The following is a 15101-nucleotide window of genomic DNA, read 5'->3' as shown; positions in this document are numbered from 1 at the left end:
GCATGCACGCCCACGCTCTCCGAGGTGCAACCGTGTGGTTGCGACCGAGGAGGGCATGTGCAACTCTGGGGTTGCAGTCACTTCCTTTCAGGTGGCGCTTCCTACGCGAAGAAGGAGTCCCCCATGAGCGAGGACCGGATCGAGCGCGAAACCCTCATCGACGCACCTCTGGAGCGCGTCTGGACCCTGGTCGCCCAGCCCGGTTTCTGGGTGGCCGACGAAGGGAGCCTGGCCGGGACCGTGGCCCGCGAGGGCGAGTCGATGGTCGCGAAGAACTCCGTGCACGGCACCTTCCCCGTACGCGTCGAGAAGGTCGAGCCGCCGACCTACGTCGCGTACCGCTGGGCCAGCGCCTTCTCCGGGCAGGAGCTGACCGACGACAACACCACCCTCGTCGAGTTCACCCTCACCGAGGAGGACGGCGGCACCCGGCTCCGCGTCGTCGAGAGCGGCTTCGCCGCGCTCCCGGGCTCGGATGAGCTGCGCACCCAGGCCGTACGGAACAACACCGATGGCTGGCCCCAGGTGCTCGACGCGTTCAAGAAGCGTGCCGAGCAGGCCCCGTCGTCGTGACGCGGGAACTCCCCGAAGGGCCGGGGGCGGCCGAGTCCGCCACCGACAGCGTGCTCGGCGCCCTCGCCGATCCCACCCGGCGTCGGCTGCTCGACCTCCTCGCCGAGCAGGGGGAGGCCACCGCGACCGCTCTCGCCGCCCGTCTCCCCGTCTCGCGCCAGGCGATCGTCAAGCACCTGGCCGTGCTCGACACCGCCGGGCTCGTCTCCGCCGCCCGCGTCGGCCGGGAGGTCCGCTACGCGGTCCGCCCGGCCGCGCTCGACGCGACGGCCCGCTGGATGGCCGCCCTCGCCGCCGACTGGGACCGACGCCTGGCGGACATCAAGCGGATCGCGGAGAACGGCTGACGACGACTCACGGTGACGACTCACGGTGACGACTCACGGCGGCCGACGACGGTTCCGAGGGGCGTCCCGGGACGTCTCGACGTCTCATGTCCTGAACCGGCTTGCTCTCCGGGGCGATGATCAGCCAAGCTCCTCCGCTGGTCGTCTGTAATTCGGGGGGAATCATGACAGGGCGGGTACTCGGCGCCGGTCTGCGGCAACGGCATCTGGCCATGATCGCGTTGGGCGGCGCGATCGGCGCCGGGCTCTTCGTCGGTTCGGGGTTCGGGATCGCGGCCGCCGGGCCCGGCATCCTCGTCTCGTACGTGCTCGCCGGCGCCCTGACCGTCCTGGTGATGCGGATGCTCGGCGAGATGTCGGTGGCCAACCCGGTCACCGGCTCGTTCGCCGAGCACGCGCGCCGGGCGTTCGGGCCGTGGGCGGGACTGCTCGCCGGGTGGATGTACTGGGCGCTGCTCGTCGTGAGCGTCGCCGCCGAGGCCGTCGGAGCCGCGCACATCGTCGGCGGCTGGGTGCCGGCCGTGCCCGGCTGGGCGTGGGTGGCCGTCTTCATGAGCGCGTTCACCGTGAGCAACCTGGCGGGCGTACGGCACTTCGGCGAGCTGGAGTTCTGGTTCGCCGGCCTCAAGATCGCCGCGATCTTCGGCTTCCTCGTGCTCGGCGCCGTCGTCCTCGCCGGCCTGCTGCCCGGCCACCCGTTCCCCGGGACCGCCCACCTCATCGGCGACGGCGGCTTCCTGCCGCACGGTTGGCACGGGGTCGCCGTCGGCATGGTGGCGGCCGTCTTCGCGTTCGGCGGCCTGGAGACCGTGACCATCGCCGCGGCCGAGTGCGACGACCCGGTCCGGGCGGTGCGCACGGGCGTACGGGCCGTCATGTGGCGGGTCGCGGTCTGCTACCTCGGCTCGATGGCCGTCATCGTCACCCTCGTCCCGTGGAACGCCCCGGGCGTCGCCGAAGGCCCGTACGCCGCCGTGGTCGCGAGCATCGGCGTCCCCGGCGCAGCCGACCTGATGAAGGCGGTCGTCCTCGTCGCGCTCCTGTCGGCGATGAACGCCAACATCTACGGATCCTCGCGCATGCTGTACGCCCTGGTCGGACGCGGCGACGCACCCCGCGCCCTGGGCAAGGTGCGCGCCGGGGCGGGCGTCCCGTACACGGCCGTTCTCGCCTCCGCCGCGTTCGGCTTCGTCTCGGTCGTCCTCAGCCTGCTCTGGCCGCGTACGGTCTTCCCGTTCCTGCTCAACTCCATCGGCGCCGCGATCCTCCTCGTGTGGGCGCTGATCGCCGCCTCCCACCTGCGCCTGCACGGTCCTTCCGTACGCGCGGTGCTCGCGCTCGCGGGGATCGGCGGGGTGCTGCTCTTCATGCTGGGCGACGCGGCGAGCCGCACCCAGCTCCTCACGACGGGGGCGTGGGCGGCGGCCCTGCTCGTATGGGCCTGGGGGAGGAAGGTGAGGAACGTCAGGGACGGGCGGCGTACCGAGCCAGGAACAGATCCACTCCCGAGCTGATCACCCGCGTCAGCTCGGCGTCGTCGATCTCGGCGTCGGGCGAGAAGGTACGGACGAGCTGCGGCACCCCCACGGTGGCGGCGACCAACTGCTGCACGGCGAGCGCCGGATCGGGCGCGTCCAGGGTGCCGCGGGCGTTCAGCTCGGTGAAGGCCTCGACGAGCGGGCCGTTGTTCATGTCGTAGCTGACCCGGTACCAGAGCTGGCCCAGCTGCGGGAAACGGTCTATCTCGCCGATCACCAGGCGCCGCAGCGACATGATGTCCGGGCGCAGCAGGATGCGGGCCCAGTCGGTGGTGAGCCGGACGAGGGCGGCGCGCAGGTCGGGGGCGTCGGCGAGGGTGGAGTTGGAGGGCTCCAGGTCCGCGTACGTCTTCGGGAGCACGCCGCCGATGACGGCGAGGAACAGCCGTTCCTTGCTGCCGAAGTGCTTGTAGATCGTCGCCTTGGAGACGCCCGAGCCGCGGGTGATCGCGTCCATCGAGGCCGCCGAGTAGCCCTCGGCGAGGAACTCGGCGAGGGCGGCGTCGATGATCGCCTGGCGCTTGCGCGAGGCGGCGTCGGCGGGGTCCGGGATGATCGGGATGCCGTACTCGTCGGTCGCGTCGGTCGAGTCGGACTGAGGTTCGGCTCCGGCGCCCATGGGGTGTTCCTTAGGTGTGGTGGCGGGACCGTCAGTATATGAACTGAACGGTTTGGTCTGTAAAGCTGGAGAGGTGCCTACAGGGACGCCGCCAGGGCCGGGCCGGCCGCGACGCCGATCAGGAAGGCCAGGTTGAACAGGCCGATGGCGAGCCCGTGCCGGGCCGCCGGAAGCCCCTCCGTCGCGGCGCCCGTGAGCAGTCCCTGACCTCCGGCCGTGACCAGCGCGCTCGTCCCCGAGGCGAGGATCACGGCCACCGGCCAGGGTGCGGTCACCGCGAGGGCGGCGGCGCCGAGCGAGCCGAGGGCGAGGGCGAGACGGACGCGGCGGGGCCCGAGCGCCGGGGCCGCGCGGACGAGGAGCCAGGACAGCAGGGCACCGGCGAGCGCGGCCAGCGAGGCGACGGCCCCGGTCTCCACGGAACTCCAGCCGGTGAGCGCGGAGACGCGGCGCGGAGCCGCGTACAGCAGACCGAAGTTGACGGTCGAGACGGCGAGCATGAGCCCGGCGGCGGTAAGGAATCCCCGGTCGCGGAGGATGTCGAGGGGGAGGACGGATCGGCGTCCGGTGGTACGGGTGTCGCCGGCACCTTCGTCCCCGACCGTCTCCGGCTCCCTGCCCGCCAGACTCCGCGCCTGCAGCACGACGAGCAGGCTCAGCAGCGGCAGGACCAGGGCCGCACGCCAGCCGGCCGCCCCCGCCACCGCGGCCCCGGCGAACAGACCGACGGTGCCGCCGGCCGCGCTGCCGATCGCGACCACGCCGGGGGTGCGGCCCGAGCGGTCGTGGCCGGCTATGTGGAAGGCCGCGACGTTGAGGCCGGCCGCCCCCGCCGCCTCCATGACGCGCCCGGCGACCGCCAGGGGCAGACCGGGGGCGAGGAGGACGAGGGCCGCGCCGAGGGTGACGAGGACGGCTCCCGCCCCGATGACCCCGGCGGGGCCGTGTCGCCGCCCGGCCGTGGCGGTGAGCAGCGGGGTGCCGACCGCCATGCCGAGCCCGAAGGCGGTCATCAGCCAGGCCGCGGAGGCGGGGGAGACGGCCAGCTCGTGGGCGGCGTCCGGCAGGGCGAGGCTCGCCCCGGACACCCCCATCGCGGCGGGCGCGGCGAGCGCGGCGAGCAGCAGACCGGTCCGGGTCGGGGTCCGGGTCGGGGTCGGTGTCGGGGTCGCGCTCCGGGTCGGCCTCCGGGTCGGGGTCCCGGCCCCGTTCGCCGCCGTGGGATCGCGCCTGGAGTCCTGTTCGGAGCTGGTGGTGGCCATGGATCGAATGAACTACACCATTCGGTTCAGTGTCAAGACTGAACTGTTTGGTTGACAGACTGAACCGATCGGTTTAGCTTTCTGGTCGTCGGAGCCCGGAACTCGCCGGCTCCACTCGATCAGCCAGGGGGCACCCCATGACCGCGTCCAAGATCCTCGCCATCTCCGGCTCGCTCCGCGCCGACTCGCACAACACGCAACTGCTGCACGCCGCCCAGAAGTTCAACCCCGGTGGCCTGGAGATCGAGATCTACGAGGGGCTGCGCGAGATCCCGCCGTACGACCTCGACCTCGACACGCCCGAGCGGCGCTCCGACGCCGTGAACGAGCTCCGCCGTCGCGTCACGGAGGCGGACGGAGTGCTCATCGCCACCCCGGAGTTCAACTACTCCATCCCCGGCGTCCTCAAGAACGCGATCGACTGGCTCAGCACCGACTGGACCCGCTCCGAGGGCGTGCCGCTGCGCCGCAAGCCCACGGCGATCCTCGGCGCCGGACCCGGTGCCTTCGGCACGGTCCGTGCGCAGCTCGCGCTCCGTCAGATCTTCGTCTGCGTCGACGCCGACGTCGTCGTGAAGCCCGAGGTGCACGTCTTCAACTCGTACGAGCGCTTCGACGCCGCCGGCAACCTCGTCGACGAGGCCACCATCGAACTCCTCCAGGGTCTCCTGGGCGCCCTCAAGGTCAAGATCGACGCGGTGTGACCGAACCCGCGGCCGTCACCGCTCCCGCCACCGCCACCGTCACGGTCACCGCTCCCGCGACGGCGAGCACCGCTCCCGCCGCGAGGACGCCCCTGCGTGAGTGCCAGGAGAGGACCGACCAGCACGACTGGGCGGAGAGCAGGGAGCCGACGCTCGCCCAGGAACCCACCGAGCCGGCCGACAGCGCGGAACCGACCGAGCCGACGGACAGGAACGAGCCGACCGAGCCGATCGAGAGCGTCGACCCGACCGAGCCGATGGACAGGAACGAGTCCCGCGACCAGAGCGACAGCGACGAACCGCAGCGAGCAGTCATACCTCGATCCTAGGCGTGTCGTGGCTCCTGGGCGTGTCGTGCCGATCGGACGGGTCGCGACGCCTGCCGCCGTCGTTCCCGGACGTCTCAGCCTCCGCAGGCCGGCAGGAACTCCAGGCCCTCCGGGGCGCCGAAGCGCACCACCGCGAGATACGCCTCCGGGTAGTCGCAGCCCACTTCCGTCCACTGGAGCGCGAAGACGGTCCAGACGACGAAGACGGCCAGGAAGAACCAACGCCAGCTCGTTGACATGTACGCCAGGTACCCGCCGGACCTGCGGAGGAACCGCTTCCTCCGCCCGTCGCAAGGAATGCCGCCCCATGAGCACACAGCACCCCACCCCCACCCCTGCCGCCTTCCCCACCGTCGCGGTCGTCGGCGCGTACGGGCACACCGCCGCCTTCGTCCTCCGCGAACTGCGCCGACGCGGCGGCTTCGGCCTCCTCCTCGTCGGCCGCGACCCCAGCAGGCTCGACGCCGTGGCCCGGGACCATCCCGGGGCCGAGGCGCGGGTCGCGGATCTGGCCGACCCCGCCGCCCTGGACCGCGCGCTCACGGGCGCGGCCGTGGTCGTCAACTGCGCGGGCCCCTTCGCCGCCACCGCGCCCCTGGTGATCGACGCGGCCCTGCGCGCCGGCATCCCCTACCTGGACGTCGCCGCCGAACAGTCCGCCGTCCTGGCCACGTTCGAGCGGTACGCCGACCGGGCCCGTGAGGCGGGAGTGGCGGTCGTGCCGGCGATGGCGTTCTACGGCGGGCTCGGCGACCTGCTCGTCGGCGCGGCGAAGGGGGACTGGGAGGAGGCCGACGAGATCACGATCGCGATCGCGCTCGACAGCTGGCTGCCGACCGAGGGGACCCGTAGAACGGGACGGAGCAACGCCGGCGGGCACGTGGTCTACAAGGGTGGCCGCTTCGTCCCGCCGGCCGCCGAACCGACGTCGTCCGTATGGGAGTTCCCGGGCGCTTTCGGCGAGCAGAAGGTCGTCGAGTACACGACCGCCGACCAGGTCACCGTCTCCCGCCACGTTCGCGTCCCGGACATTCGCGTCCTCATCAACGAGGCGCCCCTGCGCGACCTGCGCGACCCCGGGACGCCGCCGCCGACGGCGGTCGATGCCGACGGGCGCTCGGCGCAGACCTTCGTCGTCGACGTGGTCGTCCGCAGGGGCGGCGAGGAGCGCCGCGCGAGCGCGTCCGGGCAGGACATCTACGCGGTGACCGCGCCCCTGGTGGTGGAGGCGGCCACCCGCATCCTCGACGGCCGGGCGACCGGGCCCGGCGCGCTGGCCCCGGCGAGCCTCTTCGACGCGACGGACTTCCTGCACGCGCTGGCCCCGGCGCACCTGACGTTCCGCCCGCACGTCTCGTCGTAGGAGTCGTAGGAGTTGCAGGAGTTGCAGGCGTTGCAGGAGTCGTCGAAGCCGAAGGAGTCGGCGGAGCCGTCAGGGCCAGGGGCGGCCGGGTGGCCGGGCGGTGGGGCCGCGTCTCCCGCGCAGGGGACGGGAGACGCGGCCCCACCGCCCGGGGCGTCGCCGGCGTGGCTCATTGGACCAATCCGTCCGCTCGCGCGCATCGGTCCAGTACGCGCGCACCTTCACTGGATGCACCACACAACGACAACCCAAATTGGTCTAGTCCATCTTTTGTTCAAGCGCGGCCCAAGTCATTGACGCGGCCGGGACGGCAGGGTTTCCGTAGGGCAAATGCCGTGCGCCCCAACGGTGTTGGCGCACACCCCGCCCCCCCACAGTCATTGGATTGCCATGATGAGACGCGTACGGTCCCTCCGCTCCGCCCTCACGGCCGCGGCGACCGCCGTGGCCGCCCTGGGCCTCGCGGCGACCGCCACCGCCCCCGCCCAGGCGGCGACGCCGCTTCCCGAGCACGTCTTCGCCCCGTACTTCGAGGCCTGGACCGGGGAGAGCCCGGCCGCCCTCAGCGCCCAGTCGGGGGCCAAGCACCTGACGATGGCCTTCCTCCAGACGGCGGCGAAGGGCTCGTGCACCGCGTACTGGAACGGCGACACCGGGACACCGATCGCCCCGGCCTCGTTCGGCGCCGACATCAAGACCATCCAGTCCCGCGGCGGCGACGTCATCCCCTCCTTCGGCGGGTACACGGCCGACACCACCGGCACCGAGATCGCCGACAGCTGCGCCGACGTCAGCCAGATCGCGGCCGTCTACGAGAAGGTCATCACGACCTACGACGTCACCCGGCTCGACATGGACATCGAGGTCGACGCGCTCGACAACACCGCCGGCATCGACCGCCGCAACAAGGCCATCAAGCTCGTCCAGGACTGGGCCGCCGCCAACGGGCGCCAGATCCAGATCTCGTACACGCTCCCGACGACCACCCACGGCCTCGCCGCCGGCGGGCTCGCCGTGCTCAAGAACGCCGTGACCAACGGCGCGCGGGTCGACGTCGTCAACCTCATGACCTTCGACTACTACGACAACGCCGCCCACGACATGGCCGCGGACACCAAGACCGCCGCCCAGGGCCTCTACGACCAGCTCGCCAAGCTCTACCCCACCAAGACCCCCGCCCAGCTCTGGGGCATGATCGGCATCACCGAGATGGTCGGCGTCGACGACTTCGGTCCCGCCGAGACCTTCACCCTCGCCAACGCCCGTACGGTCTACGACTGGGCGGTCTCCAAGGGCATCGACACGCTCTCCTTCTGGGCGCTCCAGCGGGACAACGGAAGCTGCCCCGGCGGCGCCGCCGCGGACAACTGCTCGGGCATCCAGCAGAACACCTGGGACTTCTCGCACGTCTTCGCGCCGTTCACCAGCGGCACCACCGCTCCGGCCGACGACTTCTCGGTGACCGCGACGCCGGCCTCCGCCACCGTCACGGCGGGCTCCTCCACCACGGCCACGGTGAAGACCGCGGTCACCGCCGGTTCGGCCCAGACGGTGAACCTCACGGTCGGCGGACTGCCCGCCGGCGTCACCGCCTCGCTCAGCCCCACCTCGGTGACGGCCGGGGGCTCCTCGACCCTCACGGTGAACACCACGACGGCCGCGGTCTCCGGCACGTACCAGATCGTGGTCGACGGAGCGAGCCCCTCGGCGGGCCACGCGGCGGTGCTCACGCTGACCGTCACCGGCGGCACCACCGCGTGCACGGCGGCCCCGTGGGTCACCTCCACCGTCTACACCGGCGGCCAGCAGGTCTCGCACAAGGGCCACACCTGGAAGGCCAAGTGGTGGACGACGGGCGAGGAGCCCGGCACCACCGGCCAGTGGGGCGTCTGGCAGGACCTCGGCGTCTGCTGACCACCCCGTCATGGTGGGCGTCTCCTGACCACAGCGCCCACCGCGCCCGGTGCCCGTCGCCCACGGCGGCGCGGCGCCGGGCCGCCCGGCCGGGGTCCGCCGACGCGGCGGACCCCGGCCGATGCCGTCCCCGTCCCGCCGGCTCCCTCCGCTCAGTCGATGTGCACGATCTGGAACGCCTCCGCCATCCGGCCCGGCGGCAGTCCGCCCGCCGTGGCGTGTTCGCCCAGCCAGGTGCGCAGGAGGCCGGCGAGGTCGTCGAAGTGGGCCGTCTGGGACGTGTGGATGCGCAGGGCCTCGACCTTGCGGTCGAAGACGGAGGTGACGTCCACGTACTGGTTCGGGGTGGGCCCGGTCATCAGCCACAGTTCGTGGACGGTCCAGGGCTCCAGGCCCTCCTCCTTGATCAGGGAGGCGTGGGCGAAGGGGTTGCGGGCCTCGGGGTAGACCGCGCGCAGACAGGCGTCGCCGACCGCGCGGTGGTCGGGGTGGAGGTCGGCGACCCGCGCCCAGTTGATCTCGGGGGAGGGGATGATCGCGCGCTGCGGGCGTACTTCGCGGATGACCCGGCACAGGTCGCGGCGGAGTTCCACGGAGGCTTCCACGAAGCTGTCGGGGTAGCCGAGGAAGCGGACGTCGGCGACGCCGCTGAGCTTGGCGGAGTGGACCTGTTCGGCGCGGCGCAGATCCGCCATCGCCTGGCGGGGGAGCTGTTCGTCGTAACCGCCGGCGCCGCCGTCCGTGACGATGCAGTACGTGACACGGGTGCCGCGCTCGATCCACTGCATGACGGTGCCGCTCACGCAGAACTCGATGTCATCGGGGTGCGCGGCCACGACGAGCAGCGACGCGGGGGCGGTGCGGTCGGTGCGGTCGGTGCCGTCGAAGTCCTCCATGAGGTCAGCCTGTTGGGGTGACGGGGGCGTCGCAAGGCCAAGCCGTGGCGTGAACTGGACATGGCACTTACGCGCCATTCAAAAACTTGGTAGATTCAAATCATTGGATGTGACGGGTAACGCGCTTGGAGGGTGACGGCATGTGCAGGATTCTCGGCTCCTTCGCCGCCGGGGCGGACCGCCCCGAGCCGGCCCAGCTCGCGGCGGTGTCCGCCCGCCAGCGCCACGGCGGACCCGACGAACACCACGTGCTCAGCGGGCCCGGCTGGTCCCTCGGCTGCGACCGGCTCGCCGTCACCGACCCCTGCGGCGGCCAACAGCCCTACCGGCTGCCCCACCTCCCCGGCATCCTCGCCGTCCTCAACGGCGAGATCTACAACCACACCGAGCTGCGCCGGACCCTCGCCGCCCGCGGCCACCGCTTCCCCGACCGCTGCGACGGCACCCTGCTGCCCGCGCTGTACGCCGAGTACGGCCCCGCCTTCGCCGAGCACCTCGACGGCATGTTCGCCGTCGCGATCCTCGACCTGCGCCCCGGCGGTACCCGACTCCTGCTCGCCGTCGACGACATGGGCATGAAGCCGATCCACCTGCACCACGACCCCTACGACGGCTCCACCCGCTTCGCCTCCGAGATCCCCGCCCTCCTCGCCTTCGAAGGAGTACGGATCTCCCCGCGCGACGAATCCCTCGACACCGTCCTCGCCACCCGTACCTCCTTCTCCACACACACCGCGCTCGAAGGCGTCAGCGTCCTGCCGCCCGGCGCCACCGCCCTCGTACGGCCCGGCGCCGCACCCGTCGTACGCCGCCGCGGCCCCCACCGGACCACCCCCGTCGGCGACACCCAGGACGTCCTGCGCCACGAGGTGCGCCGGCTCGCCCAGGCCGAGGTGCCCGTCTGCGCCATCACCAGCGGCGGCCTCGACTCCGGACTCGTCACCGCGCTCGCCGCCGAACACGCCCGCGAGACCGACGCGCCGCCGCTGCACACCTTCCACCTCACCTACCGCGGTCGGTGGCCCGACTCCGAGGCCGCGTACGCCCGTTCCGTCGCCCGCCGGACCCGGACCGTGCACCACGAGGTCACCGTCGACCCCGACGAGCTCGGCTCCCTCCTCACCCGCACCGTCCGCCACCTCGGCCAGCCCAACGCCGACCCCATCACCCTCTCCACCTACGCACTCTTCCGCGCCGTCCGCGAGAACGGCTTCACCGTCGCCCTCACCGGCGACGGCGCCGACGAACTCTTCGGCGGCTACGACCGCATGCGCGCCGCGCTCACCGCCCCGGCGGGCACGGACTGGGCCGGGAGCGACTGGGCGGGCGCCTACGCCGACGCCCTCTCCGCCGCGCCCCGACTCCTCCGCGAATACCTCTACACCGCCAACTACCGCGCCCACATCGCCGATCAGGGCTCGGCCGCCGACCGCATCGAGCAGGAGCTGCGCTCGGCGGAGGCGGTCGGCGCGGACCGGCTCACCGCGATGACCGCGTTCGAGACGCGCTGGCGGCTGCCCGCGTACCACCTGCGGCGCGTCGACCACCTCTCGATGGCGTGGGCCGTCGAAGCGCGGATGCCGTTCTGCCAGCCGTCGGTCGTGACACACGCCCGCTCGCTGCCGACGGCGGCGCGGACGGGGAAGCGGGCGCTGTACGAGGCGGGCGCGGAGCTGCTCCCCGCGGCGGTCCTGCGCCGCCCGAAGCAGCCCTTCACCCTGCCGATCGCGGCGATGCTCGCACCGGGCAGCCCGCTCCTGGACACCGTCCGGGAACTCCTCTCCCCGGCCCGCCTGGTCCTCGGCGGAAAGGTCCGAGCGGACCGCGTCCAGAAACTCCTGGCCCGCCACCTGCAACGCCCCTCCCGGCACGACGCCCAGGCACTCTGGGCCCTGGCGGTCCACGAGTTGTGGACGGAGGTGGTCCAGGGCATGAGAATCCCGATCGGCTGTGCGGCCTGACCCCTCGGGACCTCCCCGTCCCGAACCCGCGCCTGCCGCCCCCACGCGCCCCGTTGCCCACCGCCCCACCGCCCCGGCGGAACGACGGCCCACCACGCGGGCCACCGTCGTGCGGGCACATGACGCCCCCGGCCCCACCCTCGTCCTCCGGCTCGACCACCTTCCCCCCGGCGCCCTCGCCCTGGGTGGCGAGTTGGCGCGATTGCGCCACGCCCTCGCCGGCACGGCCCACGCCGCCATCAACAAGATCGCCCTGTACGGCCCCGGACCCGGCCCCGGCCGACGCGGCCTCGTCTACCGCTTCGTCCAGGCCCTCCCCACCGCCGGTTTCGACTTCCGTACCGGCTGCGGCCACTCCCTCCTCGCCTGCGTCGTCGCCGACGGACGCCCCGGCCCGGTCACCGTCCGCGCCGTGACCACCGGCGACACCGTGCTGTGCGAGCCCCAGCTCAACCCCCAGCTCAACCCCCAGCTCAACCCCCCGCACCAGCCCCCGCCCCCGCCCCCCGCGGACGCGTACACGCTCAGCTTCCTCAAGGCCCCCACCGCCCCCGGCACCCTCCCCACCGGCCGCCCCGTCGACCTCCTCGACGGCACCCCCGTCTCCCTCGTCCGGTACGGGAACCCCTACGTCTTCGTCGACGCCCGCCATCTCCGCGGCCCGGACCACCTCGACCGGCTCCTCTCCCTCCGGGCCTCCGCCGCACGGCTCCTCGGGTATCCGCCCCACTCCGCCCTCCCCAAGATCGCGGCCTTCGCCACCCGTCCCGACGGCCGCCTCTCCGTCCGTGCCCTCACCGTCGGCGGCTGGCACCCCCGGCTCGCCCTCACCGGCGCCGCCGCCCTCGCCGCCGCCGGGGCGCTCGACGGCACCGTCGTCCCGCCCGTGGACGGCGAGGTCCGGACGCCCGGCGGTACCGTCACCGTCTCCACCGCGCCCGACCGCGTCCGCGTCCACCACAAGCGCGCCGAGGTGCTGGACAGGCTCGTGCTGCCGTGGCGTATCCACGCAACGGCGTGAACGCGCACCCCTCTCACCAGGCCCGGAGTCCCTTTCCTCTGCCACGCTGAAATGGACCGGCAATCGGTATCCGTGGGGAGAGCAGACACACATGAAATTCGAGAATCTGCGTGTCGTCGTGACCGGAGCGTCCCGCTATTTCGGTCGCGCGCTCGCCGTCGGATTCGCCCATCTCGGCGCCGAGGTCTATGTCTCGGCGCGGACCGTCGAGGCCGCCGAACGCACCCGTACCGAAGTCATGGGATCGGCCCGTGACCGTATCCACGCGTTCGGCTGCGACCTCAGCAGGCCGGCCGAGATCCGGGAGTTCGCCGCCCGCGTCGGCGAACACACCGACCGGGTCGACCTGTTGGTGAACAACGGCGCCCGCTGGCTCGACGGCATGGACCTGGAGGCGGCGAGCGACGCCGAGATCGTCGAGACGATCGAGTCGACGGCCGGCGGCACGGTCCTCATGGTGAAGCACTTCCTGCCGCTGCTGCGCGGCTCGCTGCGGCCCGACATCGTCAACATGGTCGCCGTCCGCGACGCCGAAGGCGCCTCCGCCGCGACCGCCGGCGTCGCCCACGAGGCCTTCTGGGCGGCGAAGAGCGCCCAGGCCGGATTCGCCGACATCCTCTCGCGCCGACTGCGGCCCTCCGGGGTCCGCGTCTTCTCCCTCTTCCCGCCCGACTTCTCGACCTCCGATCCGCGTTTCGCGGAATGGGACGGATCGAATCCGGACGGAATAGCACCCGACGAGAAGCTGACCACCCAGGCGCTTTTCGAATGCATCGTCTACGCCGTCGAGCAGCCCCGCGACTGCTTCATCCGCTCCTTCCACTTCGAGCCCCGCTGACCGCCCTGCGCCGACAGCGCTCCGCCGTACGCGACCGCTGAAGCCCACCGCACCACAGCGTCAAGGAGGTCCCATGAGCACCCCTGTCTGGATCACCGCGACCCCTCCCGCCACCCACGGCGAACTCCACATCGGCCATCTCGCCGGGCCGTACGTCGCCGCCGACGTCCTCACCCGCTATCTGCGCGCCGAGGGAGAGGCGGTCCGGTTCACCACGGGTACCGCCGATCACGCCAGTTCCGTCGAGGTCCGGGCGCTGCGCCACAACCGCAAGCCCGAGGAGGTCGCGGAGGGCTACCGTGCCGCGATCACCGCGGACTGGCTGCGTTCGGGCGTGGAGTTCGACCACATCGTGCGCCCGCGCCGCGACAAGGGATACGGACGCTGGGTGCAGGACCTCTTCGGGCGGCTCTTCGCGCAGGGCGTCATCGCCCCGCGCACCCGCCTCCTCCCGTACTGCGAGCCGTGCGACCGTTGGCTGTACGGGGCGCACGCGACCGGCAGCTGCCCGCACTGCGGCGCGGTCAGCGACGGCGGGATGTGCCACGAGTGCGCCCGTCCCAACGACGGCGGCGACCTCATCGGCGCCCGCTGCGCGCTCTGCGACACTCCGGCGGTGGCCCGCCGCTGCCGCCGGCTCTACGTACCCCTGGAGCCGTTCCGGGAGACGCTGGCCGAATACTGGGCGACGGCAGGCCTGCCGCCGCGGCTCGCCGCGCTGTGCGAGTCCCTCGTCGAGGACGGCCTGCCGGACATCGCGGTCGGGCACCCCGCCGAGTGGGGCCTCCAGGTCCCCGTCGAGGGCTTCCCCGACCATCGGATCGACGGCTGCTTCGAGGCCGCCGCGATGCACCTCTTCGGCTACGACGTGAAGGGCCCGCTGCCCCGCCGCGCGATCCACTTCTGCGGATTCGGGCACGCCTTCTGCCACGCCGTGCTGCTGCCGGTGCTGCTCCTCGCGCAGGACATCAAGCTGCCGCAGGACTTCAACGTCAACGAGTCGTACGTCATCGAGGAGGGCGTCCAGGAGGGCAACGTCTGGGCCCTCGACCTGCTCACCGAGTACGGCTCCGACACCCTGCGCCGGCATGTCCTCCAGGCCCGTCCGCTCGGCCGCCGCACGGTCTTCCAGCGGGAGCGGCTCGCCGCGGCCCGGCGCGAGCTGGACGAGAACTGGAACAGCTGGCTGTCCCGGCTCTTCGCCGCCGTACGGGAGGAGTGCGGCGGGCGCGCCCCGCAGGCGCTGCCCGGCGGCACCGGCTGGGAGATCCTGGAGCGGCGGCTGCACCGGGGCGTCGACGACCTGCGCGAGGCGTACGGCCCCGATGCCTTCGACCCGCGCCGGGCGGTCGCCGTCCTCGACGAGATGGTCCGTTCGGCGGCCGACTTCGGTCACGTCAACGCCCACGAGCGGTGCCGTCCCAGCACCTCCTGCCGTCATCTTCCGGCGCTCGCAGCCCAGTTGGCGGTGGCCTCGGCCCTGTCGGCGTGGTCGCGGCCGGTCATGCCCGAGGGTGCCGACCGGCTCGCGGCGGCGCTCCAGGTGGCGCCGGGACGCCCGATCGACTGGCAGGCCCTGACGGGTCCGCTGCCGGGGACCAGGCTGGCACCGCCGTCGGGCCCGGTCTTCGGATTCTGAACCCCGTAACTACTAAGCAACTAAGTACTTCAGTACGAGCAGTGTCCCACCCCCACCCTGCCGCGTGACCGTGCGCGCGCGAGCGACGCGCAGGGGC

Annotated in this window: 15 protein-coding genes; 10 read left to right on the top strand and 5 right to left on the bottom strand. The window is 72.6% G+C overall.

Annotated elements, in window-relative coordinates; genetic code table 11:
• Positions 1-123: 123 nt before the first annotated feature.
• From OG259_RS18720 to OG259_RS18710, 3 genes are all read left to right on the top strand, one after another.
• Positions 124-573, top strand: a complete 450-nt coding sequence (locus OG259_RS18720; RefSeq protein WP_328943307.1) for an SRPBCC domain-containing protein — start codon at positions 124-126, stop codon at positions 571-573.
• Positions 570-920 (top strand): ArsR/SmtB family transcription factor, encoded by a 351-nt coding sequence (locus tag OG259_RS18715; RefSeq protein WP_328943306.1) that lies wholly within the window; start codon positions 570-572, stop codon positions 918-920. Before OG259_RS18720 ends, OG259_RS18715 begins: the two co-directional genes overlap by 4 nt.
• 164 nt (positions 921-1084) lie before the next feature.
• The gene (locus OG259_RS18710) at positions 1085-2434 is read left to right on the top strand and encodes an amino acid permease (protein WP_328943305.1); all 1350 of its coding nucleotides are present in this window, start codon (positions 1085-1087) and stop codon (positions 2432-2434) included.
• Here the strand turns inward: OG259_RS18710 and OG259_RS18705 are convergent.
• Both OG259_RS18705 and OG259_RS18700 read right to left on the bottom strand, forming a co-directional pair.
• A complete protein-coding gene (locus OG259_RS18705) occupies positions 2385-3077 on the bottom strand; it encodes a TetR/AcrR family transcriptional regulator (protein WP_328943304.1) in 693 nt (230 codons plus the stop codon). The genes OG259_RS18710 and OG259_RS18705 overlap by 50 nt on opposite strands.
• Before the next feature lie 77 nt (positions 3078-3154).
• Positions 3155-4339, bottom strand: coding sequence for an MFS transporter (locus OG259_RS18700; protein WP_328943303.1), 1185 nt, complete (start codon positions 4337-4339; stop codon positions 3155-3157).
• Between the two features lie 137 nt (positions 4340-4476).
• Here OG259_RS18700 and OG259_RS18695 point away from each other — a divergent pair, with 137 nt between their 5' ends.
• A complete protein-coding gene (locus OG259_RS18695; protein WP_328943302.1) occupies positions 4477-5043 on the top strand; it encodes an NADPH-dependent FMN reductase in 567 nt (188 codons plus the stop codon).
• Here OG259_RS18695 and OG259_RS18690 read toward each other — a convergent pair.
• Positions 5024-5359, bottom strand: coding sequence for a hypothetical protein (locus OG259_RS18690; protein ID WP_328943301.1), 336 nt, complete (start codon positions 5357-5359; stop codon positions 5024-5026). The genes OG259_RS18695 and OG259_RS18690 overlap by 20 nt on opposite strands.
• An 87-nt stretch (positions 5360-5446) precedes the next feature.
• Complete coding sequence (locus OG259_RS18685; protein ID WP_328943300.1) at positions 5447-5611, bottom strand: hypothetical protein; 165 nt, start codon at positions 5609-5611, stop codon at positions 5447-5449.
• Between the two features lie 68 nt (positions 5612-5679).
• Between OG259_RS18685 and OG259_RS18680 the strand changes: the two genes are divergently transcribed.
• Both OG259_RS18680 and OG259_RS18675 read left to right on the top strand, forming a co-directional pair.
• The gene (locus OG259_RS18680; protein WP_328943299.1) at positions 5680-6735 is read left to right on the top strand and encodes a saccharopine dehydrogenase family protein; all 1056 of its coding nucleotides are present in this window, start codon (positions 5680-5682) and stop codon (positions 6733-6735) included.
• A 393-nt stretch (positions 6736-7128) separates the two neighbouring features.
• Entirely contained in the window at positions 7129-8649 is a 1521-nt protein-coding gene (locus OG259_RS18675; protein ID WP_328943298.1) for a chitinase, read from the top strand.
• Between the two features lie 152 nt (positions 8650-8801).
• Here the strand turns inward: OG259_RS18675 and OG259_RS18670 are convergent, their stop codons facing one another.
• Positions 8802-9545: a PIG-L deacetylase family protein gene (locus tag OG259_RS18670; RefSeq protein ID WP_328943297.1), complete on the bottom strand. Its 744-nt coding sequence runs from the start codon at positions 9543-9545 to the stop codon at positions 8802-8804.
• Positions 9546-9685: 140 nt separating this feature from the next.
• On the opposite strand from OG259_RS18670, the gene asnB reads away from it, so the two are divergent.
• From asnB to OG259_RS18650, 4 genes are all read left to right on the top strand, one after another.
• Positions 9686-11506: an asparagine synthase (glutamine-hydrolyzing) gene (gene asnB / locus OG259_RS18665; protein ID WP_328943296.1), complete on the top strand. Its 1821-nt coding sequence runs from the start codon at positions 9686-9688 to the stop codon at positions 11504-11506.
• A gap of 109 nt (positions 11507-11615) precedes the next feature.
• On the top strand, positions 11616-12527 hold the full coding sequence (locus tag OG259_RS18660; RefSeq protein ID WP_328943295.1) for a hypothetical protein: 912 nt from the start codon (positions 11616-11618) through the stop codon (positions 12525-12527).
• A gap of 91 nt (positions 12528-12618) precedes the next feature.
• Positions 12619-13365, top strand: coding sequence for an SDR family oxidoreductase (locus OG259_RS18655; RefSeq protein WP_266894913.1), 747 nt, complete (start codon positions 12619-12621; stop codon positions 13363-13365).
• 73 nt (positions 13366-13438) lie between these two features.
• Positions 13439-15004, top strand: coding sequence for a class I tRNA ligase family protein (locus OG259_RS18650; RefSeq protein WP_328943294.1), 1566 nt, complete (start codon positions 13439-13441; stop codon positions 15002-15004).
• The last annotated feature ends 97 nt before the right edge of the window (positions 15005-15101 follow it).

It is taken from the genome of Streptomyces sp. NBC_00250 (assembly GCF_036192275.1).
In the GTDB taxonomy this organism is placed as follows: Bacteria; Actinomycetota; Actinomycetes; order Streptomycetales; family Streptomycetaceae; genus Streptomyces.
The sequence above is the reverse complement of the archived record's forward strand: the minus strand, read 5'-3'. Positions and strand labels throughout refer to the sequence as shown.